18 protein-coding genes and 2 pseudogenes are annotated in these 20,288 nt (G+C 30.9%); 18 read left to right on the top strand and 2 right to left on the bottom strand.

Annotation, left to right across the window (positions count from 1 at the left end; all coding sequences use genetic code 11):
• The first annotated feature begins 47 nt into the window (after nucleotides 1–47).
• The 5 genes and pseudogenes from ML436_10015 (at nucleotide 48) to ML436_09995 (ending at nucleotide 4,017) form a co-directional block, all read left to right on the top strand.
• Nucleotides 48–1,191 (top strand): annotated as a pseudogene (locus ML436_10015) (LeuA family protein).
• A pseudogene (locus tag ML436_10010) lies at nucleotides 1,175–1,669 on the top strand (L-threonylcarbamoyladenylate synthase). Before ML436_10015 ends, ML436_10010 begins: the two co-directional pseudogenes overlap by 17 nt.
• The gene (locus tag ML436_10005; protein ID UMT77481.1) at nucleotides 1,662–2,783 is read left to right on the top strand and encodes a hypothetical protein; all 1,122 of its coding nucleotides are present in this window, start codon (nucleotides 1,662–1,664) and stop codon (nucleotides 2,781–2,783) included. Before ML436_10010 ends, ML436_10005 begins: the two are co-directional and overlap by 8 nt.
• On the top strand, nucleotides 2,761–3,276 hold the full coding sequence (locus ML436_10000) for a YbhB/YbcL family Raf kinase inhibitor-like protein (protein UMT77480.1): 516 nt from the start codon (nucleotides 2,761–2,763) through the stop codon (nucleotides 3,274–3,276). Before ML436_10005 ends, ML436_10000 begins: the two co-directional genes overlap by 23 nt.
• A 306-nt stretch (nucleotides 3,277–3,582) precedes the next feature.
• Nucleotides 3,583–4,017 (top strand): MAP domain-containing protein, encoded by a 435-nt coding sequence (locus ML436_09995; GenBank protein ID UMT77479.1) that lies wholly within the window; start codon nucleotides 3,583–3,585, stop codon nucleotides 4,015–4,017.
• A 224-nt stretch (nucleotides 4,018–4,241) separates the two neighbouring features.
• Here ML436_09995 and ML436_09990 read toward each other — a convergent pair whose 3' ends face one another.
• Nucleotides 4,242–4,427 (bottom strand): YjzD family protein, encoded by a 186-nt coding sequence (locus ML436_09990; protein ID UMT77478.1) that lies wholly within the window; start codon nucleotides 4,425–4,427, stop codon nucleotides 4,242–4,244.
• Nucleotides 4,428–4,703: 276 nt separating this feature from the next.
• Here ML436_09990 and ML436_09985 point away from each other — a divergent pair, with 276 nt between their 5' ends.
• The 3 genes from ML436_09985 (at nucleotide 4,704) to ML436_09975 (ending at nucleotide 7,994) form a co-directional block, all read left to right on the top strand.
• Nucleotides 4,704–5,645, top strand: coding sequence for a ketoacyl-ACP synthase III (locus ML436_09985; protein ID UMT77477.1), 942 nt, complete (start codon nucleotides 4,704–4,706; stop codon nucleotides 5,643–5,645).
• 11 nt (nucleotides 5,646–5,656) lie between these two features.
• Nucleotides 5,657–6,901 (top strand): beta-ketoacyl-ACP synthase II, encoded by a 1,245-nt coding sequence (gene fabF, locus ML436_09980; GenBank protein ID UMT77476.1) that lies wholly within the window; start codon nucleotides 5,657–5,659, stop codon nucleotides 6,899–6,901.
• A 238-nt stretch (nucleotides 6,902–7,139) separates the two neighbouring features.
• Nucleotides 7,140–7,994: an NAD(P)H-binding protein gene (locus ML436_09975; GenBank protein UMT77475.1), complete on the top strand. Its 855-nt coding sequence runs from the start codon at nucleotides 7,140–7,142 to the stop codon at nucleotides 7,992–7,994.
• Nucleotides 7,995–8,175: 181 nt separating this feature from the next.
• Here ML436_09975 and ML436_09970 read toward each other — a convergent pair whose 3' ends face one another.
• Nucleotides 8,176–8,547: a DUF3899 domain-containing protein gene (locus ML436_09970; GenBank protein UMT77474.1), complete on the bottom strand. Its 372-nt coding sequence runs from the start codon at nucleotides 8,545–8,547 to the stop codon at nucleotides 8,176–8,178.
• 244 nt (nucleotides 8,548–8,791) lie between these two features.
• Between ML436_09970 and ML436_09965 the strand changes: the two genes are divergently transcribed.
• From ML436_09965 to ML436_09920, 10 genes are all read left to right on the top strand, one after another.
• On the top strand, nucleotides 8,792–9,718 hold the full coding sequence (locus ML436_09965) for an ABC transporter permease (GenBank protein UMT77473.1): 927 nt from the start codon (nucleotides 8,792–8,794) through the stop codon (nucleotides 9,716–9,718).
• Nucleotides 9,718–10,788, top strand: a complete 1,071-nt coding sequence (locus ML436_09960; protein ID UMT77472.1) for an ABC transporter permease — start codon at nucleotides 9,718–9,720, stop codon at nucleotides 10,786–10,788. Before ML436_09965 ends, ML436_09960 begins: the two co-directional genes overlap by 1 nt.
• 15 nt (nucleotides 10,789–10,803) lie before the next feature.
• A complete protein-coding gene (locus ML436_09955) occupies nucleotides 10,804–11,886 on the top strand; it encodes an ABC transporter ATP-binding protein (GenBank protein UMT77471.1) in 1,083 nt (360 codons plus the stop codon).
• Entirely contained in the window at nucleotides 11,876–12,817 is a 942-nt protein-coding gene (locus ML436_09950) for an ATP-binding cassette domain-containing protein (protein ID UMT77470.1), read from the top strand. Before ML436_09955 ends, ML436_09950 begins: the two co-directional genes overlap by 11 nt.
• 18 nt (nucleotides 12,818–12,835) lie before the next feature.
• Nucleotides 12,836–14,491: a peptide ABC transporter substrate-binding protein gene (locus ML436_09945; protein ID UMT77469.1), complete on the top strand. Its 1,656-nt coding sequence runs from the start codon at nucleotides 12,836–12,838 to the stop codon at nucleotides 14,489–14,491.
• A gap of 210 nt (nucleotides 14,492–14,701) precedes the next feature.
• Nucleotides 14,702–16,417 carry an ABC transporter substrate-binding protein gene (locus tag ML436_09940; protein ID UMT77468.1) on the top strand — a complete coding sequence of 572 codons (1,716 nt, stop codon included), beginning with the start codon at nucleotides 14,702–14,704 and terminating at the stop codon, nucleotides 16,415–16,417.
• Between the two features lie 49 nt (nucleotides 16,418–16,466).
• Nucleotides 16,467–17,453, top strand: a complete 987-nt coding sequence (locus ML436_09935) for an ABC transporter ATP-binding protein (GenBank protein ID UMT77467.1) — start codon at nucleotides 16,467–16,469, stop codon at nucleotides 17,451–17,453.
• 2 nt (nucleotides 17,454–17,455) lie between these two features.
• The gene (locus ML436_09930) at nucleotides 17,456–18,436 is read left to right on the top strand and encodes a dipeptide ABC transporter ATP-binding protein (protein UMT77466.1); all 981 of its coding nucleotides are present in this window, start codon (nucleotides 17,456–17,458) and stop codon (nucleotides 18,434–18,436) included.
• Complete coding sequence (locus ML436_09925) at nucleotides 18,429–19,391, top strand: ABC transporter permease (protein ID UMT77465.1); 963 nt, start codon at nucleotides 18,429–18,431, stop codon at nucleotides 19,389–19,391. The genes ML436_09930 and ML436_09925 overlap by 8 nt, the downstream gene beginning before the upstream one ends.
• A gap of 11 nt (nucleotides 19,392–19,402) precedes the next feature.
• On the top strand, nucleotides 19,403–20,284 hold the full coding sequence (locus ML436_09920) for an ABC transporter permease (protein UMT77464.1): 882 nt from the start codon (nucleotides 19,403–19,405) through the stop codon (nucleotides 20,282–20,284).
• Nucleotides 20,285–20,288 lie beyond the last annotated feature (4 nt).

Raw genomic sequence — 20,288 nt, 5'->3', positions numbered from 1 at the left:
AATTAGTATTAATATTATAGCAAAGGTTATGAAGGGGGTGAAGTCTAATGATTAGTGTACAAGATAATACAATAAGGGATGGTATGCAACAAAGTAATATTCGTAAAAGCATTATTGCAAAAAAAAGTGTTACAAGAAATAAATAAGATAAGCATAAATTCTGTGGAAGTTGGCATGTGCACAACTTTTGAAGATGAATATAATATTCGTCAATACCGAGAAATTTTAAATAATGATAAAGAAATAGTAGTCTTAACTCGGCTAGATGAAAATGAAATTAATAAAATTTTAAATTTAAAAATACATAACCTAGCAGTAAAAATACTTTTACCAATATCTGATTTACACATAAAAGAAAAACTTAACTTCACAAGTGAGTATTACAATGAACGAATTAATAAGTGTTTAAATATTATAAAGGTAAATCAAGTAGCAATTGATATTTGTTTTGAAGATGCTACCAGGTGTTCATTAGAAAAATTAAGTAAATATATGGAAATGATTTCAAAATTTCCAATAAGAACAGTTACTTTTGCTGATACTGTCGGATGTTCAACTCCATTTGAATATGAAAATATTTTCAAGGAATTTGTAAAAAAATATCCAAATATAACTTTTTCTGCTCATTGTCATAATGATCTTGGATTGGCTACTGCCAACACATTTGCTGCTATTTTAAATGGTGCACAGCAAATCGAGACAACTTTTTTAGGAATTGGTGAAAGAGCAGGTAATGCCTCAATTGAAGAGATAATAGCTATTTTAACAAAAAAGCAAATAGTAATGACTTCATTGAATTTACCAGATATTTATAAAACTAGCATGAATATAAGTAAAATACTTAATATTCGATTAGCTGAAAATAAACCTGTTGTCGGAAAAAATATATTTAAACATGAATCAGGCATTCATCAAGATGGTACTAATAAAAATATAAGTATGTACCAGTATATATTACCTAGTGATTTAGGATTAAAAAATTCAAAAGCAGTGCAATTTCCAATAAGTAATATTTCGAGTAAGAAAATTTTGAAAAATAAATTTACATCAATTGTGCATCCTAAAGATATTGAGGAAAACATATCATTTTATAAACTCATAAACAAATTCATACCTGAGGTTGTACCTGAAGATACAGCAGACTTACTTCAGGTGATAAAAGGGAGGAGTAAAGATGGAAATTTTAAATGAATCTGTTGAAAGCTTTGAAAAATTATACTTACAACTACAAAATAGTTACCCCATAATTGTTCCCACGGATACAAATTATAATTTATGCAGCTTGCCTAACAATAAAATTTGCATTGATAGAATATTTAAATATAAAAAGCGTTCAAAAGACAAACCGTTATCTTTATTTATTGATGAACCAGAAGACTGGAAATTATATGGAGAAAATAAAAATGTAGAATTAGTAGATAAACTGGTTAATATATTTTGGCCAGGTCCATTAAATATTATTTTGAAAAATAAAACGAATTATAACTACATGCTTAATAATTCAGATAGTATTGCGATTGGATGTGTTCAAAATAAAACAATGAGAAATCTAATTTCCTAAAGTACGATTATTAAAGTGACGGGGAATAAAATTGAACTCTTAAGAGAAGGGGATATAAAATTCGAAGAAATAAAAGCAAAACTAGGTCCAGGTATTCAATATGAATAAATTAATACTTGGAATTTATTTATATCGAATTTTGTCAAGAGCTTACTTCTATTTGCCATTTTTATTAATTTATTTTTTAGCACAAAACTATTCTATAATGCATATAGAAATACTAATGGCGACATATGGAGTTGCAGCTTTTTTGTTCGGTTTATATAAAGAGAAAATATTTAGAATTTATCAGATAAAAGATGCTTACAAATTAATTGTGAGTGAGGTATTTAAAATAATAGGCTTAATATTATTATTGTATCCAAGCCATTTTTATATTTTATTAGTAGCCCAACTGTTATTAGGCTTGAGTTATTCAATAATGGCTGGAGTAGATACTTCTATTATTAAAATGAATATAAAAAATCATAAAATTATACAAAATAAATCTAATGGTTATATGTTTTTATCATTATTAATTTCAGGAATTATTGGGAGTTACCTTTATGGAATTAATATAAAATGGCCGATTTATATGACAGGTTTATTTTCGATTTTAACAATTTTAGTTATTCTATTCACATTGGTTGAAAACGTTGATTGTAATATAAAATCGGAATCTAAGAGAAAGAGAAAAAAATTATTGGCTGATGAGAAATTTTGGGTATTACATTATTCTTTTTTAAGAGCTTTAATATTAGGATTTTTTGTAGGATTTATTCCAATTAATTTGTATATTGATTTAAAACTGAATAACGTTCAATTTATATCTGTATTAACTAGTTATACAATAATGGGTTACATTTCTTCCCGCTACTTGACTAGATATTTGAATTATAAATTTCTATCTGAAATTTGTTTAGTAATATTTTTAATAATATATACATTCCAAAATATTATTGCAATTACAATCGCTATTTTATTTTTAGGGATTTCTTCAGGCTTAACTCGTCCTCAGACAATTAATGAACTTTCAAATAGTAGTAACTTAGCAACTATACTTAATTACGCGGAAACACTGTACTTTATTTTTAATATAGCATTTTTACTTATTGGTGGTTACCTATATTCAATTGGAACAATTCAATATTTAATGTTATTTATGTCATTATTGACGTTTATATATTTACTAACATTATTTTATTTAAGGAGAGATCAACATGAAAATCAACACAGAATTTAAAGGAAATAATATACCATATGAATATGCGGCAGGCGCAGATATAAGTGATTTAATAAATGGCAATCCCATTAAATCATTCCCGTTTGAAATAACAGAACTTCCAAAAGATACTAAATATCTTGCATGGTCTCTGATAGATTATGATGCAATACCAGTTTGCGGATTTGCATGGATTCATTGGAGCGTTGCTAATGTAAGTGTCACTGGTGATTCAATTTCAATTAAACCTGATTTATCAAGAACAAAAGGTGATTATGTACAAGGTAAAAATAGTTTTACTAGCGGTTTATTAGCTGAAGACTTTTCAGAAATTGAAAATCATTATGTTGGACCAACACCACCAGATAAAGACCATCAATATGAACTAACTGTCTATGCACTAGATCAATCATTAGATTTGAAAAATGGTTTCTATTTGAATGCATTTTTAAAAGAAGTAAATAAACATAAACTCGATCAATCAAGTATCAATTTAATTGGTAGGAAATTATAAAAACAGTGCACTTAAAAATATTAAGATGATTAATCTTTATTATTGCCATGTTATAAATGAATTTATTTTTTCTCTAGCTAAATGATTAACGTGACAAATCGAAATTTCATATAATTGAAGTTTATGTGGATTGATACGAAGAAGTATTTTAGGAAATAGAATATTTCAATCGCCATTATTTTCATATTAATTAAAATGTTTTAAAAAATAATGCAAACAATTTACACATTTATAATTTTTGAAAATATTCTTTTTGTGTTATATTTATTTTGGAAGATACTTTAACACACAAAGGAGAGAGATTATATGAAAATTAAATCATTTATGACAGCAACTTTGGCAATAGGTTTATTAGCATCTGGCGGAGTAGCCGTGGCAAGTAACGAGGTATCTGCAGCACAAAAAGATAATCAACCTGCAACACAAAAAGTTGAAGATTTTGATAATGTACCATATACAATTACTGTTGATGGCACGATTGCTTTCATTCAGTCACATTTTAAGTTCAAAAAAAATAGTCAATTATCATACTTAGATCTTGGTAATAAAGTTAAAGCAGCATTAAATGATGAACGTGGTGTTTCACCTAAAAATATTAGAAATGCTAAATCTGCTGTTTATACAATTACTTGGAAAGATGGAAGTAAGAAAGAAGTAGATTTAAAGAAAGATAGTTATCCAGCAAATCTATTCGATGCAAGTTCGATTAAGCAAATTGACATTAATGTTAAAACTAAGTAACTCATTTTGATAGTAATAAACCTTTAAGTTGCTTGATTTATAACATTAAAAATATTATTAAAGCCTTGATACTTAGTTCAAAAGGAATGTTGACTATGTGTTAAGGCTTTTTTAATTATATTTAATCAATGATTCACATAGACCTATGATTTTCAAAAAATAAAACCACCTTCATAAAGGTGGTTAAAATGATAAGAAAGACAAAACGCTCTTATACTATTTAGTTATTGTGATGAATCTTTTGGCGGTTTAATAACAGCTGCAAAAACAGCTGTAAATATTGTGAATAATACAGCCATAATGATTGGGTTTACTACATTAAGGCTATTTCCACCTATTAGGCTATTAAGTACAAAGTTAACCATTTGCATTAATAATAATGCCCAAAAGAATGTTACGAGGTGTTTCATGTCATTCTACCTCCACTTTATTAATCTATAGTATTATTTTAAGTGAAACATATAAATTTGTATAGTAACATCTCACACATTTTAAAATTTTAAAAATAAAGAGCAGGAATAAAAAGTGATATTACGAGATGTTGCTGTAATTGAAGACTAGTAGTTTTTCAAATGATTAAAACTTTATTAAATGCGCAATATTTCAGCCTCTGACTTGAGTTTAAAAAGCTATCTATGTTAAATTAATACCTGGTATTAAAAATTTTATTAAGAAGGTGTTCAACTATGAACGTGGGTATTAAAGGTTTTGGTGCATATGCACCAGAAAAGATAATTGACAATGCCTATTTTGAGCAATTTTTAGAAACATCTGATGAATGGATTTCTAAAATGACTGGAATTAAAGAAAGACATTGGGCAGATGACAATCAAGATACTTCAGACTTAGCATATGAAGCAAGTGTAAAAGCAATTGAAGACGCAGGTATACAACCCGAAGATATAGATATGATAATTGTTGCAACTGCAACAGGAGATATGCCATTTCCAACCGTAGCAAATATGTTACAAGAACGTCTAGGCATTGGCAAAGTACCATCAATGGACCAACTTGCCGCATGTTCTGGATTTATGTATTCAATGATTACAGCTAAACAATATGTACAATCAGGAGATTATCATAATATTTTAGTTGTCGGTGCGGATAAACTATCTAAGATAACAGATTTAACTGACCGTTCGACAGCTGTATTATTTGGAGACGGTGCAGGTGCTGTCATCATTGGTGAAGTTTCTGAAGGACGCGGTATTATTAGTTATGAAATGGGTTCTGATGGAACAGGTGGAAAACATTTATATTTAGACAAAGAAACTGGAAAATTAAAAATGAATGGTCGTGAAGTATTTAAATTTGCAGTCAGAATTATGGGTGATGCATCAACACGTGTAGTTGAAAAAGCGAACTTAACTTCAGACGATATAGATTTATTTATTCCTCATCAAGCAAATATTAGAATTATGGAATCTGCTCGAGAACGTCTAGGTATTTCTAAAGATAAAATGAGTGTTTCAGTAGATAAATATGGAAATACGTCAGCAGCATCAATACCTTTAAGTATCGATCAAGAATTAAAAAATGGTAAACTTAAAGATGATGATACAATCGTTCTAGTCGGATTCGGTGGTGGCCTAACTTGGGGCGCAATGACAATCAAATGGGGAAAATAGGAGGATAACGAATGAGTGAAAATAGAAGAGTAGTTATTACAGGTATGGGAGCCCTTTCTCCAATCGGTAATGATGTTAAAACAACATGGGAGAATGCATTGAAAGGTGTTAATGGTATTGATAAAATAACACGAATCGATACAGAACCATATAGTGTACATTTAGCAGGAGAATTAAAAGATTTTAATATTGAAGATCACATCGACAAAAAAGAAGCGCGTCGTATGGATAGATTTACTCAATACGCAATTGTAGCAGCTAGAGAAGCTGTGAAAGATGCGCAATTAGACATAAATGAAAAGACTGCAGATAGAATCGGCGTTTGGATTGGTTCGGGTATCGGTGGTATGGAAACATTTGAAATTGCACATAAGCAGTTAATGGAAAAAGGACCAAGACGTGTTAGTCCATTCTTCGTTCCTATGTTAATACCTGATATGGCAACTGGACAGGTATCTATCGATTTAGGTGCTAAAGGTCCTAATGGTGCAACAGTTACAGCATGTGCTACAGGTACAAATTCAATCGGTGAAGCTTTTAAAATTATTCAACGTGGCGATGCGGATGCAATGATAACTGGTGGTACAGAAGCACCTATTACGCATATGGCTATAGCTGGATTTAGTGCAAGTAGAGCACTATCTACAAATGATGATAAAGAAACAGCATGTCGTCCTTTCCAAGAAGGTAGAGATGGTTTTGTCATGGGTGAGGGTGCAGGTATTTTAGTTATCGAATCATTAGAATCTGCACAAGCACGTGGTGCGAACATTTATGCTGAAATCGTTGGTTATGGAACAACAGGCGATGCATACCATATTACAGCGCCAGCTCCAGAAGGTGAAGGCGGTTCTAGAGCGATGCAAGCAGCAATGGATGATGCTGGTATCGAACCTAAAGATGTTCAATACTTAAATGCACATGGTACTAGTACACCAGTTGGTGATTTAAACGAAGTTAAAGCCATCAAAAATACATTTGGTGAAGCAGCTAAACAATTAAAAGTGAGCTCAACTAAATCAATGACTGGTCATTTACTTGGTGCAACAGGTGGAATTGAAGCCATCTTCTCAGCATTATCAATTAAAGATTCCAAAGTAGCACCTACTATCCATGCAGTAACTCCAGACCCAGAATGTGATTTGGATATTGTTCCTAATGAAGCTGAAGACCTTGATATTACGTATGCAATGAGTAATAGTTTAGGCTTTGGCGGACATAACGCAGTATTAGTATTTAAAAAGTTCGAAGCATAATTATAGAAAAATCTTCAGTAACGGTGATTTGTTACTGAAGATTTTTTGTATTTATTTTAAACTCATTAAAAATACAATTGTCAAAATAGTCTTGAAGAACATCAAATAAACACCTAGAAATATTAGTTGGAATATGAGACTTTTTTATTTTCAAATTATCAGCAATGGAGTATGATTGAAATTGCTTTATTTATTAAGTGTTTTCAAATTATAAATTGATTATTAAAGGGGAAATTATATGATTATTATTACAGGTGCAACGGGTACATTAGGTAGACTTGTTGTTGATGAAGCATTAAAAGTATTCCCAGCAAGTGAAATTGGAGTTAGTGTTAGAAATGCTACAAAAGCACAAGACTTATCTGATAAAGGTATAAGAGTTCGAGAAGCTGACTTTAAAAATCCGAAAAGTTTACTACATGCTTTTGAAGGTGCTGATCAAATTTTAGTGATTTCATCTAACAGTCAAGGTGATAATGGTAATGAAATGATTGAAGATCATAGAAATGTTATAGAAGCTGCTAGAAAAGTAGGCGTTAAAAGATTATTATATACAAGTCAAATAGGTAGTTCACCTAATTCTAAATTTTATCCGATGATTGCAAATTATGGTACAGAGGAACTACTTGAACAAAGTGGACTGAATTTTATTTCATTACGTAATGGTTTTTATTCTGTAACAGGACAACATTTTCTTTTATCAGGATTAAAAGACGGTGAGTTAAGATTACCAAAAGATGGGCCTGTTAATTGGACTACACATGAAGACATGGCTGAAGGTACTGTTAAAATCTTACAAGATTTAGATTTTAAAGAAAAATATCCTTTATTAACTAGTTCTAGGGCATTGACAATGGAAGAAATTGCTAAAGAATTTACTAATGAAGATATTAAACGAGTTATAATTACTGATGAAGAATTTAGTGAAAGTATGGATCCTAACTTGCCCGAACCAGTTAAGCAATTATTTATAGATATATTTAAAGCTAGTTGTGATGGAGATTTCAATAAGACATCTCCATTATTAGAAGAATTGTTAGGAAGAGAAACTAACGATATTGTCTCAATTTTAAAAAATCAAGCTAATAAATAATGTGAAGTTAACGCTGACTACAATTATTAGAAAATACATTGTCCATTTATAAAAGTAAGGAACACTCAATTTTAAAATATGAAGTGTTCCTTATTATTTTGGCTATGATTTTGTATTGGAATTGATATTTATCGAATGTGCAGAAAATGAAAAGTAAAATATCACTTAAAATAAAGAGTTTTTATTTTAAACTCAATGAAAACACAATGGTCAAAATAAAATAAAAAATATTAAGGATTAAAATTGGTATTATCCATGTGGAAACAAAATATTGTTCTTTTTTTACCTCTTTTGGGTTGAAAAATGGATCATCTGATATAGACTTTTTCTTTTTAGCGGATGACATTTGATACTTTAATCTTCTAAATCCATAACTTGTAGCATCAAAAATACCTTCTTGAGCAAGCAAAATCACAAAGCTACAGATAAAAATAATTAATGATACATAAAATAAAATATTTAAATATGTGATGACAGTATGATTATTAAAAAGCCAAATTAATATTGATAGTAGCGGGGTAAAGATTGCCATTATAAACCATTTCTTCATCATTTCAGCACTCCAACCTTTATAAATTACTTATACATAGTTTACATTAAAATACTGCGATGCGGAATAATTAATTAATGTATTCAACTTTATTGAAATACTAAAATCAATCATTCTTCATTAGTTTAAAGCAAAAAAATATTGATATATAGTAAATATTGTATATATAATATTAATTAAGATTTCAGAAAATTTTGAAGGGAATGGAAATTTAGAAATCGGAAAATTTGTTAGAGGAGGGGACTAGATGGGGAAATATATTTTTAAGCGATTTATTTATATGCTTATTTCTTTATTTATCATTATCACAATTACGTTTTTCTTAATGAAATTAATGCCAGGTTCTCCGTTTAATGATGCAAAGTTAAATGCTGAACAAAAAGAAATTTTAAATGAAAAATATGGGTTAAATGATCCTGTTGCTACACAGTATTTACATTATTTAAAAAATGTTGTTACTGGAGACTTTGGAAATTCATTCCAATATCATAATCAACCTGTTTGGGATTTAATTAAACCAAGATTATTACCTTCATTCGAAATGGGATTAACAGCAATGGTGATTGGTGTGTTACTAGGTCTTATTTTAGGAGTTGCAGCAGCTACCAAGCAAAACACGTGGGTAGACTATACAACTACAGTAATTTCAGTAATCGCAGTATCAGTACCATCTTTTGTACTTGCAGTTCTTTTACAATATGTATTTGCTGTTAAATTGAGATGGTTCCCAGTAGCTGGATGGGAAGGATTTTCAACTGCTATTCTACCTTCACTAGCATTATCTGCAACCGTTTTAGCAACAGTCGCCAGATACATAAGAGCAGAGATGATAGAGGTATTAAGTTCAGACTATATTTTACTAGCAAGAGCGAAAGGCAACTCAACTTTACGCGTGCTTTTTGGACACGCACTTAGAAATGCTCTAATACCAATTATTACAATCATTGTTCCAATGTTAGCAAGTATATTAACGGGAACATTAACAATTGAAAATATTTTCGGTGTTCCTGGTTTAGGGGATCAATTTGTACGTTCGATTACAACTAACGATTTCTCGGTGATCATGGCAATAACATTATTGTTCAGTACATTGTTTATCGTATCGATATTTGTTGTTGATATTTTATATGGAATAATTGATCCGAGAATTCGTGTTCAAGGAGGTAAAAAATAATGGCTGAAAATAAAAACAATTTGTCGATTAACGACGATCATTCTAATGCAGCTATGACGCATACCTCTGACGCTATCGCATCATCTGATTTTATTATTAGAGATTTAGATTTAAATAGTGAACCAGAAATGCAACGCGAAAGTAAAAACTTTTGGCAAGATGCATGGGCACAGTTAAAACGTAACAAATTAGCTGTAGTAGGTATGATAGGTTTAATTATCATCGTCATATTTGCATTTCTAGGTCCCGTTATAAATAAACATGATTATGCCGAACAAAATGTGCAACATAGAAACTTACCTGCGAAAATTCCAGTGTTAGATAAAGTTCCATTTTTACCATTTGATGGCAAAGATACAGATGGTAAAGACGCTTATAAAGCTCACAATGTAAAAGAAAATTATTGGTTTGGTACTGATCAATTAGGTCGAGATTTATGGACGAGAACATGGAAAGGTACTCAAATTTCATTATTTATCGGTGTTATTGCAGCATTATTAGATATCTTTATTGGTGTCGTATATGGAGCGATTTCAGGATTCTTTGGTGGACGTGTAGACACTATCATGCAACGTATACTTGAAGTAGTAGCTTCGATTCCGAATTTAATCGTAGTTATTTTATTCGTATTAATTTTTGAACCATCCATTTGGACAATCATATTAGCTATGTCAATTACAGGTTGGCTAGGTATGAGTAGGGTAGTACGTGGTGAATTTTTAAAATTAAAAAGCCAAGAATTTGTCATGGCTTCAAAAACATTAGGTGCTTCTAAATTCAAATTAATTTTCAAACATATTTTACCAAATACGTTAGGGGCTATTGTCGTTACTTCGATGTTTACTGTACCAAGTGCTATTTTCTTCGAAGCTTTTTTAAGTTTCATTGGTATAGGTGTTCCAGCACCTCAAACATCACTTGGTTCATTAGTCAATGACGGACGTGCAATGTTATTAATTTATCCACATGAATTATTCATACCAGCAATGGTTTTAAGCTTATTAATTTTATTCTTTTACTTATTTAGTGATGGACTACGAGATGCATTTGATCCGAAAATGCGTAAATAAAAGGAGGCATAGCATATGGTTGAAAGAATATTAGAAGTAAATGATTTGCATGTTTCCTTTGATATTACAGCAGGGGAAGTACAGGCAGTAAGAGGCGTAGATTTTTATTTAAACAAAGGGGAAACATTAGCTATTGTTGGTGAATCCGGTTCCGGAAAATCAGTGACAACAAAAGCAATTACTAAACTATTCCAAGGGGATACTGGAAGAATTAAAAAGGGAGAAATTTTATTTTTAGGGGAAGACTTAGCGAAAAAACCTGAAAATGACTTAATTAAATTACGTGGAAAAGATATTTCTATGATTTTTCAAGATCCAATGACATCTTTAAACCCAACAATGCAAATTGGTAAGCAAGTCATGGAACCACTCATGAAGCATAAAAATTATAGTAAATCAGAAGCAAAAAAGCGCGCATTAGAAATTTTAAATCTTGTAGGTTTACCAAATGCTGAAAAACGATTTAAAGCATATCCTCATCAGTTTTCAGGTGGGCAAAGACAAAGAATTGTTATTGCTACAGCTTTAGCATGTGAACCGAAAGTACTTATTGCTGATGAACCTACTACAGCACTTGATGTTACGATGCAGGCACAAATTTTAGATTTAATGAAAGAGCTGCAACAAAAAATTGATACAGCGATTATCTTTATTACGCATGATTTAGGGGTTGTTGCGAATATCGCTGATAGAGTTGCAGTTATGTATGGCGGTCAAATGGTTGAAACAGGAGATGTTAATGAGATATTTTATGACCCCAAACATCCATATACTTGGGGACTCTTATCATCAATGCCTGATTTATCAACAACAAATGACACACCATTATTAGCAATTCCGGGTTCGCCACCTGATTTATTACATCCACCTCAAGGTGATGCATTTGCTAGACGTAGTCAATATGCATTAGATATTGATTTTAAAGTAGAACCACCTTGGTTTAAAGTTTCACCTACACATTTTGTGAAATCTTGGTTATTAGATGCACGTGCACCAAAAGTAGAATTACCTGAATTGGTAAAACAACGCTTGAAACCGATGCCTAATAATTATGAAAAACCACTCATGGTAGAAAGGGTGTCGTTCAATGAAAACTGATGAAATATTACTATCGATTAAAAATTTAAAGCAATATTTTAATGCAGGAAAGAAAAATGAAGTAAGAGCGATTGATAACATTTCGTTTGATATATACAAAGGGGAAACATTAGGTTTAGTTGGTGAATCTGGCTGTGGTAAATCTACGACAGGTAAATCAATTATTAAGCTTAATGATATTACAAGTGGAGAAATTTTGTATGAGGGTATTGATATACAAAAGATTAAGAAACGTAAAGACTTACTTAAATTTAATAAAAAAATCCAAATGATTTTCCAAGATCCATATGCATCACTAAATCCTAGATTAAAAGTGATGGATATTGTTGCTGAAGGTATTGATATACATCATCTGGCAAGTGATAAACGTGACCGAAAAAAACGCGTCTATGATTTACTAGAAACGGTTGGGCTAAGTAAAGAGCATGCTAATCGTTATCCACATGAATTTTCAGGTGGACAAAGACAACGTATTGGAATTGCCCGTGCCTTAGCGGTGGAACCAGAATTTATTATCGCGGACGAACCAATATCAGCATTGGATGTTTCAATTCAAGCTCAAGTAGTTAATTTGTTATTAAAATTACAACGTGAAAGAGGTATCACGTTCCTATTTATAGCTCATGATCTATCAATGGTGAAGTATATTTCAGATCGTATTGCAGTAATGCATTTTGGGAAAATAGTTGAAATTGGACCGGCTGAAGAAATTTATCAAAATCCATTACACGATTATACCAAGTCATTATTATCAGCCATTCCTCAACCTGATCCTGAATCAGAACGCAGTCGTAAACGATTTAGTTACATTGATGATGAGGAAAACAATCATTTAAGACGATTACATGAAATAAGACCGAATCACTTAGTCTTTAGTACTGAAGAAGAAGCGGCACAACTCCGAGAAAATAAATTGGTGACACAAAATTAAGGGAAAGGGGGAAATGCAATGACGAGAAAATTTAGAACACTTATTTTAATTTTGATTGCTACATTTGCATTAAGTGGTTGTGCTAATGATGGTGGAATTTATTCGGATAAAGGTCAAGTATTCAGAAAAATTTTACCACAAGATTTAACATCACTTGATACATCGTTAATAACGGAAGAAATGTCTTTTGAAGTGACAGCACAAACTTTTGAGGGATTATACACGTTAGGTAAAGATGACAAACCTGTGTTAGGTGTAGCGAAAGCTTTTCCGGAAAAAAGTAAAGACGGTAAAACGTTAAAAGTTAAATTAAGAGGCGATGCTAAATGGAGTAATGGTGACAAAGTTACTGCGCAAGACTTTGTTTATGCTTGGAGAAAAACAGTTAACCCTAAAACAGGTTCTGAATTTGCATACATTATGGGTGACATTAAAAATGCTAGTGATATAAATGCTGGTAAGAAACCTGTAGAACAATTAGGTATCAAAGCATTAGATGATGAAACATTACAAATTGAATTAGAAAAGCCGGTTCCGTATATTAATCAATTATTAGCACTCAATACATTTGCACCTCAAAATGAAAAAGTTGCCAAAAAATATGGTGAAAATTATGGTACTGCAGCAGATAGAGCGGTATACAATGGTCCGTTTAAAGTTGACGATTGGAAACAAGAAGATAAAATATTATTATCTAAAAATCAGTATTATTGGGATAAAAAGAATGTAAAGTTAGATAAAGTGAATTATAAGGTTATCAAAGATTTACAGGCAGGTGCTTCATTGTATGATACTGAATCAGTAGATGATGCGCTCATTACCGCAGATCAAGTGAATAAGTATAAAGACAACAAAGGATTAAACTTTGTGTTAACAACTGGGACATTTTTTGTGAAAATGAATGAGAAAGAATATCCTGAGTTTAAAAATAAAGAATTAAGACTTGCAATCGCACAAGCAATTGATAAAAAAGGTTATGTTGATTCAGTAAAAAACAATGGATCAATACCATCAGATACATTAACAGCAAAAGGCATTGCTAAAGCACCGAATGGTAAAGATTATGCGAGTACAATGAATTCACCGTTAAAATACAATCCTAAAGAAGCAAGAGCACATTGGGAAAAAGCTAAAAAAGAATTAGGTAAAAATGAAGTGACATTTTCTATGAACACAGAAGATACACCAGATGCAAAAATATCTGCAGAATATATTAAATCGCAAGTTGAGAAAAATTTACCAGGTGTTACTTTGAAGATTAAGCAATTGCCATTTAAGCAAAGAGTTTCATTAGAGTTAAGTGGTAATTATCAAGCATCACTAAGTGGATGGTCAGCAGATTATCCAGATCCTATAGCTTATTTAGAAACAATGACTACAGGCAATGCACAAAATAATACGGACTGGAGTAATAAAGAGTATGATCAACTACTAAAAGATGCAAGAAACGAATTGGCGCTTCAACCGACAGAACGATATGAAAGCTTAAAAAAAGCAGAGGAGATATTCCTAAATGATGCACCAGTTGCACCGATTTATCAAAAAGGTACCGCACATTTAACCAATCCCCAAGTTAAAGGACTAATTTATCATAAATTTGGACCGAATAGTTCACTTAAAAATGTGTATATAGATAAATCAATTGATAAAGAAACCGGTAAAAAGAAAAATTAATACGCTTTGTAAATAAGGCTGGAGAACTTTCTCCAGCTTTTTTGTGTTGGATAAAAACTTTGGGATTAAAAATAAAAATAAGTCGTTTTTTAAATTACTGGAATTGACTAAATGCATAAATGACTGAATATTCTAAAAATAAACTTGTAATTATTTTTTCTATGAGTAAACTAAAAAGAAAATATTAAATTGAAAGTAGGAGGCATATAAATGGGGAAGCTAATTAAATATATTTCAATACTTCTTATTGTCGTTTTAGTGTTGAGTGCTTGCGGAAAAAGCAATAATAAAGACGAAGGAGTAAAAGATGCTACTAAAACAGAAACATCAAAACATAAAGGTGGAACGCTTAATGTTGCTTTAACTGCACCACCAAGCGGTGTTTATTCTTCATTATTAAATAGTACGCATGCGGATGCTGTTGTTGAAGGATATTTTAACGAAAATTTATTAGCAATTGATAAAAAAATACGTCCTAAAGCTTATATTGCGTCATGGAAAGACATCGATCCAGCTAAGAAAATAGAATTTAAAATTAAAAAAGGTATTAAATGGCATGATGGTAATGAATTAAAAATTGATGATTGGATTTATTCAATTGAAGTTTTAGCTAACAAGGATTATGAAGGAGCGTATTATCCAAGTGTAGAAAATATTCAAGGTGCCAAAGATTATCATGAAGGAAAAACTGATCATATTAGTGGATTGAAGAAGATAGATGACTACACTATGCAAGTTACATTTGATAAAAAACAAGAAAATTACTTAACTGGATTTGTTACTGGTCCTTTATTAAGCAAGAAATATTTATCAGATGTGCCGATTAAAGATTTAGCAAAATCAGATAAAATCCGAAAATATCCTATTGGTATTGGACCTTATAAAGTTAAGAAAATCGTTCCAGGTGAGGCTATTCAACTCGTTAAATTTGATGACTATTGGCAAGGTAAACCGGCTTTAGACAAAATCAATTTAAAAGTTATTGATCAAGCTCAAATTATTAAGGCAATGGAAAAAGGAGATATTGATGTTGCGAATGATGCTACCGGTGCAATGGCAAAAGATGCTAAGTCATCTAATGCTGGTCTTAAAGTATTATCTGCGCCAAGCTTAGACTATGGTTTAATAGGATTCGTGTCTCATGATTACGATAAAAAATCTAATAAAACTGGTAAAGTGAGACCTAAATATGAAGACAAAGAATTACGCAAAGCAATGCTTTATGCAATTGATAGAGAAAAATGGATTAAAGCGTTTTTCAATGGTTACGCTAGTGAAATAAATAGTTTTGTACCATCTATGCATTGGATAGCAGCCGATCCTAAGGAACTAAATGATTACAAATATGATCCTGAAAAAGCTAAAAAAATCTTAGATAAGTTAGGTTATAAAGATAGAGATGGTGACGGATTTAGAGAAGATCCTAAAGGTAATAAATTTGAGATTAACTTTAAACATTATTCAGGTTCAAATCCTACTTTTGAACCAAGAACTGCTGCGATTAAAGATTTCTGGGAAAAAGTTGGCTTGAAAACAAATGTGAAGTTAGTAGAATTCGGTAAATATAATGAAGACTTAGCAAATGCATCTAAAGATATGGAAGTGTACTTCAGATCATGGGCAGGTGGTACAGATCCAGATCCATCAGATTTATATCACACTGATAGACCTCAAAATGAAATGAGAACAGTTTTACCAAAATCAGATCAATATTTAGATGATGCATTAGACTTTGATAAAGTTGGAATTGATGAAAAGAAACGTAAAGATATTTATGTTAAATGGCAAAAATATATGAATGATGAGTTACCTGGATTACCAATGTTCCAAGGTAAATCGATAACTATTGTTAACGATAAAGTACGAAACTTAGACATTGAAATTGGAACTGATCAAAATTTATATAATTTAACTAAAGAAGCTTAGTAATGTAACCTCGACGATTTTGTCGAGGTTTACTTATATGGGGGATGTTATGAATAATGTATTGTTAGAAGTAAAAAATTTAGAAACATCATTAAAAATAAATAATGAATGGTTAGCAACTGTTGAAAATATTTCTTTTAAATTATCTAAAGGAGAAGTTTTAGGTATAGTTGGGGAATCCGGTTGCGGTAAGTCCATATTAAGTAAGTCAATTATTAAATTATTACCAGAAAAGATATCTAAATTAAGTAATGGGGAAGTTATATTTGATGGTCAACGAATAGATACGCTTAATGAGAAACAATTGCTAGGTATTCGAGGAAATGATATTGCTATGATTTTTCAAGAACCTATGACTGCTTTAAATCCGGTATTTACCATAAAAAATCAACTTGTGGAATCTATAAAATCACATAAAAAAATTTCTAAAAAAGAAGCAAATAACTTAGCAAAAGATTTACTAATGAAAGTTGGAATTTCAAGACAAGATGAAATATTAAATAGTTATCCTCATCAATTATCTGGTGGTATGAGACAAAGGGTAATGATTGCAATGGCCATTTCATGTTCTCCAAAATTATTAATTGCTGATGAACCTACAACTGCTTTGGATGTAACGATTCAAGCACAAATATTAGACTTATTAAAAGAATTGCAAAAGGAAACGCAAATGGCAATTATGATGATTACACATGATTTGAGTGTAGTTGCTGAGTTTTGTGATAAGGTTATGGTTATGTATGCAGGTCAAATTGTAGAATTTGGAGGCATAAAAGAAATACTACACAATCCGAAACATCCTTATACCCAAAAATTATTATCTACAATTCCAAAACTTAAAGAAGAACAGAAACGACTAGAAACTATAGAAGGAATTGTGCCATCAATCCAAGCATTTCACGTTAATAAGTGCAGATTTGCAAATAGATGTAATAAAAAAATAGATATTTGTAATAATCAATCTCCTAAAATGCATGTTTGTGAAGACATCATTGTACGGTGTCATTTATACCAAAATGAATATAAGGAGATATAAGAATGGAAAATATTTTAGAAGTAAATCAAGTAAAAAAATACTACAAAATTAAAACTGGATTATTACAAAAAACTCAGTACGTTAAAGCTGTGGATGACGTATCATTTTCAATAAAAAAAGGACAGACTTTTGGATTAGTAGGCGAATCAGGTTGTGGTAAGTCAACGTTAGGTAAAGTGATTATCAGGCTTGAAGATGCAACTTCAGGCGAAATTATTGTTAATGGTGAAGATATAACAAAATTACAAGGTAAAAAACTGAGAAAATCACGACAACAATTTCAGATGATATTTCAAGATCCATATGCATCATTGAATCCGATGCAAATGGTTGGAGATATCGTTGCAGAACCAATTTTAAATTATAACAATTTGTCAAAAGATGAAATAAAAAAAGAAGTACTATATTTATTAAAATGTGTTGGTCTAAATGAAGAGGCATATTATAAATATGCACATGAATTTTCAGGTGGACAGAGACAAAGAGTGGGAATAGCTAGAGCGTTGGCTTTACGTCCTAGTCTCATTGTTGCAGATGAGCCTGTGAGTGCATTAGATGTATCTGTTCAATCTCAAGTACTGAATTTATTGAAGGATTTACAAGAACAATTTAACTTAAGTTATTTATTCATAGCACATGATTTAAGCGTAGTAAAACATATAAGTGATGTGATTGGAGTTATGTATTTAGGTCATATAGTTGAAATTGCATCTGATAAAGAAATTTATGAAAATCCAAAACATCCATATACAAAAGCGTTAATTTCATCAATACCACAAATTGATAAACATAATAAAAATAGAATTATTTTAAAAGGAGAATTACCTTCGCCAAGTAATCCGCCGCAAGGTTGTCCTTTTCATACAAGATGTCCGATTGCAAAAGATAAATGTAAAGAAAATATACCAAAATTAAAAGACATAGGTGATGAACATCAAGTCGCTTGTTTTTATGTAGATAAAGTAGGTGATTTAAATGGTTAAATTAATATTAAAGAGATTAGGCTTAATGATTCCGTTGCTAATTTTAATCTCTATAGTTGTATTTTCATTAGCTATCATTCAACCAGGAGATCCATTTTCAGATTTACAAAACGGTAAAATAAAACAAGAAGCGATAAATGCACAAAGAGAAAAGTTAGGTCTCAACGACTCAATACCACATCAATACATTAGATGGGTCAATCATGTTATACACGGTGATTTAGGCGAGTCAATCAAATATAAAAGGCCGGTTATTGATGTTATTGAGGAAAGAATTCCAAACACAATATTGCTCGGTGCAATGTCATTAATTATTACTTATATTATCTCATTTGCTTTAGGGATAACGTCAGGTAGATATTCATACAGTTTAACTGATTATACTGTGCAAGTATTTAATTATTTGATGTTAGCCATTCCATCTTTTATTGCAGGTGTATTTGCAATTTTTATTTTTTCTTTTGAATTACAATGGTTCCCGTTTCAAGGTTCTGTTGATATTAACCTTAAAGAAGGTACTTTTGAATATTATATGAGTAAAATTTATCATACATTTTTACCTGCATTAACTTTAGGTTTATTATCGACTGCTGGTTATATTCAATATTTACGTAATGATATTATTGAAAATTCTAAAAAAGATTATGTATTGACAGCAAGATCAAAAGGGTTATCTATGAATAAAATTTATAATAAACATATATTGAGAAATTCTCTTATTCCTATTATTACATTTTTAGGTGCAGATATTGTAAGTATTTTAGGTGGAGCTGTGATTACGGAGACGATTTTTTCATATAACGGTATCGGTAAATTATTTTTAGAATCAGTTATTGGTCAAGACTATCCATTAATGATGGCGTTAACGTTATTTTTCTCATTTTTAGGTTTACTGGGAAATTTGATTTCTGATATTACATATGGATTTATAGATCCAAGAATTAGAAGTAACTAGGGGGGATTAGAATGCAAAATAAGTCAAAATCACCTTTTAAAATTGCATTGTCTAAATTTATTTATAATAAAATTGCAATGTTGTCGATTATTTTTTTATTAATCATAACTATTGTATCAATTATAGCGCCTTTAATAGCTCCTTTTCCAGTGAACCAACAAGATTTATTAAATATAAAAGGTGAAATGACAGCACAAAACATTCTTGGCACAGATTCTGGTGGTAGGGATAACTTTAGTCGTTTGTTATATGCAGGCCGTATTTCATTATCCATTGGAATTACATCTACGGTAGGAATGCTTTTGATTGGAATTACAGTTGGCGTGATTTCTGGTTATTTTGGAGGCATTGTTGATACATTGTTAATGAGAATGACTGAATTTGTTATGTTATTTCCATTTTTAATATTTGCAATTGTATTAAATGCCGCACTTGGAGATAAAATTAAAAACCCTTATGGATCTGCAATAATTCTTGTTCTAGTTATTATCGTATTAAGTTGGGGAGGTATAGCGCGACTTGTGCGTGGTAAAGTACTTCAAGAAAAAGAAAATGAATACTTTTTGGCAGCAAAATCAATTGGTACACCTACATATAAAATTATTTTGAAACATCTTTTGCCAAATATACTAAGTGTAGTTATCGTACAAGCAACATTATTATTTGCCGGTATGATAGTAGTGGAATCAGGATTGAGTTTTTTAGGTTTCGGAATTAGTAAGGCAATCCCGTCTTGGGGAAATATGTTGAGTGATGCTCAAGAAGGGGATGTAATAAGTGGTAAACCGTGGATATGGATGCCACCTGCTATAATGATTACATTAACGATATTAAGTATAAACTTTGTTGGAGAAGGTCTAAAGGATGCTTTTAATCCAAGAGGTAGACGTTAAATAA

This window comes from Staphylococcus roterodami, from assembly GCA_022493055.1.
Taxonomy (GTDB): Bacteria; Bacillota; Bacilli; order Staphylococcales; family Staphylococcaceae; genus Staphylococcus; species Staphylococcus singaporensis.
The sequence above is the reverse complement of the archived record's forward strand: the minus strand, read 5'-3'. Positions and strand labels throughout refer to the sequence as shown.

What these genes read in the sequence shown, in the direction of transcription:
- ML436_10005 (UMT77481.1), top strand. Translation starts at nt 1,662, where the DNA reads ATGAATAAATTAATACTTGGAATTTATTTATATCGAATTTTGTCAAGA.
- ML436_10000 (UMT77480.1), top strand. Translation starts at nt 2,761, where the DNA reads ATGAAAATCAACACAGAATTTAAAGGAAATAATATACCATATGAATAT.
- ML436_09995 (UMT77479.1), top strand. Translation starts at nt 3,583, where the DNA reads ATGAAAATTAAATCATTTATGACAGCAACTTTGGCAATAGGTTTATTA.
- ML436_09990 (UMT77478.1), bottom strand. Translation starts at nt 4,427, where the DNA reads ATGAAACACCTCGTAACATTCTTTTGGGCATTATTATTAATGCAAATG.
- ML436_09985 (UMT77477.1), top strand. Translation starts at nt 4,704, where the DNA reads ATGAACGTGGGTATTAAAGGTTTTGGTGCATATGCACCAGAAAAGATA.
- fabF (UMT77476.1), top strand. Translation starts at nt 5,657, where the DNA reads ATGAGTGAAAATAGAAGAGTAGTTATTACAGGTATGGGAGCCCTTTCT.
- ML436_09975 (UMT77475.1), top strand. Translation starts at nt 7,140, where the DNA reads ATGATTATTATTACAGGTGCAACGGGTACATTAGGTAGACTTGTTGTT.
- ML436_09970 (UMT77474.1), bottom strand. Translation starts at nt 8,547, where the DNA reads ATGATGAAGAAATGGTTTATAATGGCAATCTTTACCCCGCTACTATCA.
- ML436_09965 (UMT77473.1), top strand. Translation starts at nt 8,792, where the DNA reads ATGGGGAAATATATTTTTAAGCGATTTATTTATATGCTTATTTCTTTA.
- ML436_09960 (UMT77472.1), top strand. Translation starts at nt 9,718, where the DNA reads ATGGCTGAAAATAAAAACAATTTGTCGATTAACGACGATCATTCTAAT.
- ML436_09955 (UMT77471.1), top strand. Translation starts at nt 10,804, where the DNA reads ATGGTTGAAAGAATATTAGAAGTAAATGATTTGCATGTTTCCTTTGAT.
- ML436_09950 (UMT77470.1), top strand. Translation starts at nt 11,876, where the DNA reads ATGAAAACTGATGAAATATTACTATCGATTAAAAATTTAAAGCAATAT.
- ML436_09945 (UMT77469.1), top strand. Translation starts at nt 12,836, where the DNA reads ATGACGAGAAAATTTAGAACACTTATTTTAATTTTGATTGCTACATTT.
- ML436_09940 (UMT77468.1), top strand. Translation starts at nt 14,702, where the DNA reads ATGGGGAAGCTAATTAAATATATTTCAATACTTCTTATTGTCGTTTTA.
- ML436_09935 (UMT77467.1), top strand. Translation starts at nt 16,467, where the DNA reads ATGAATAATGTATTGTTAGAAGTAAAAAATTTAGAAACATCATTAAAA.
- ML436_09930 (UMT77466.1), top strand. Translation starts at nt 17,456, where the DNA reads ATGGAAAATATTTTAGAAGTAAATCAAGTAAAAAAATACTACAAAATT.
- ML436_09925 (UMT77465.1), top strand. Translation starts at nt 18,429, where the DNA reads ATGGTTAAATTAATATTAAAGAGATTAGGCTTAATGATTCCGTTGCTA.
- ML436_09920 (UMT77464.1), top strand. Translation starts at nt 19,403, where the DNA reads ATGCAAAATAAGTCAAAATCACCTTTTAAAATTGCATTGTCTAAATTT.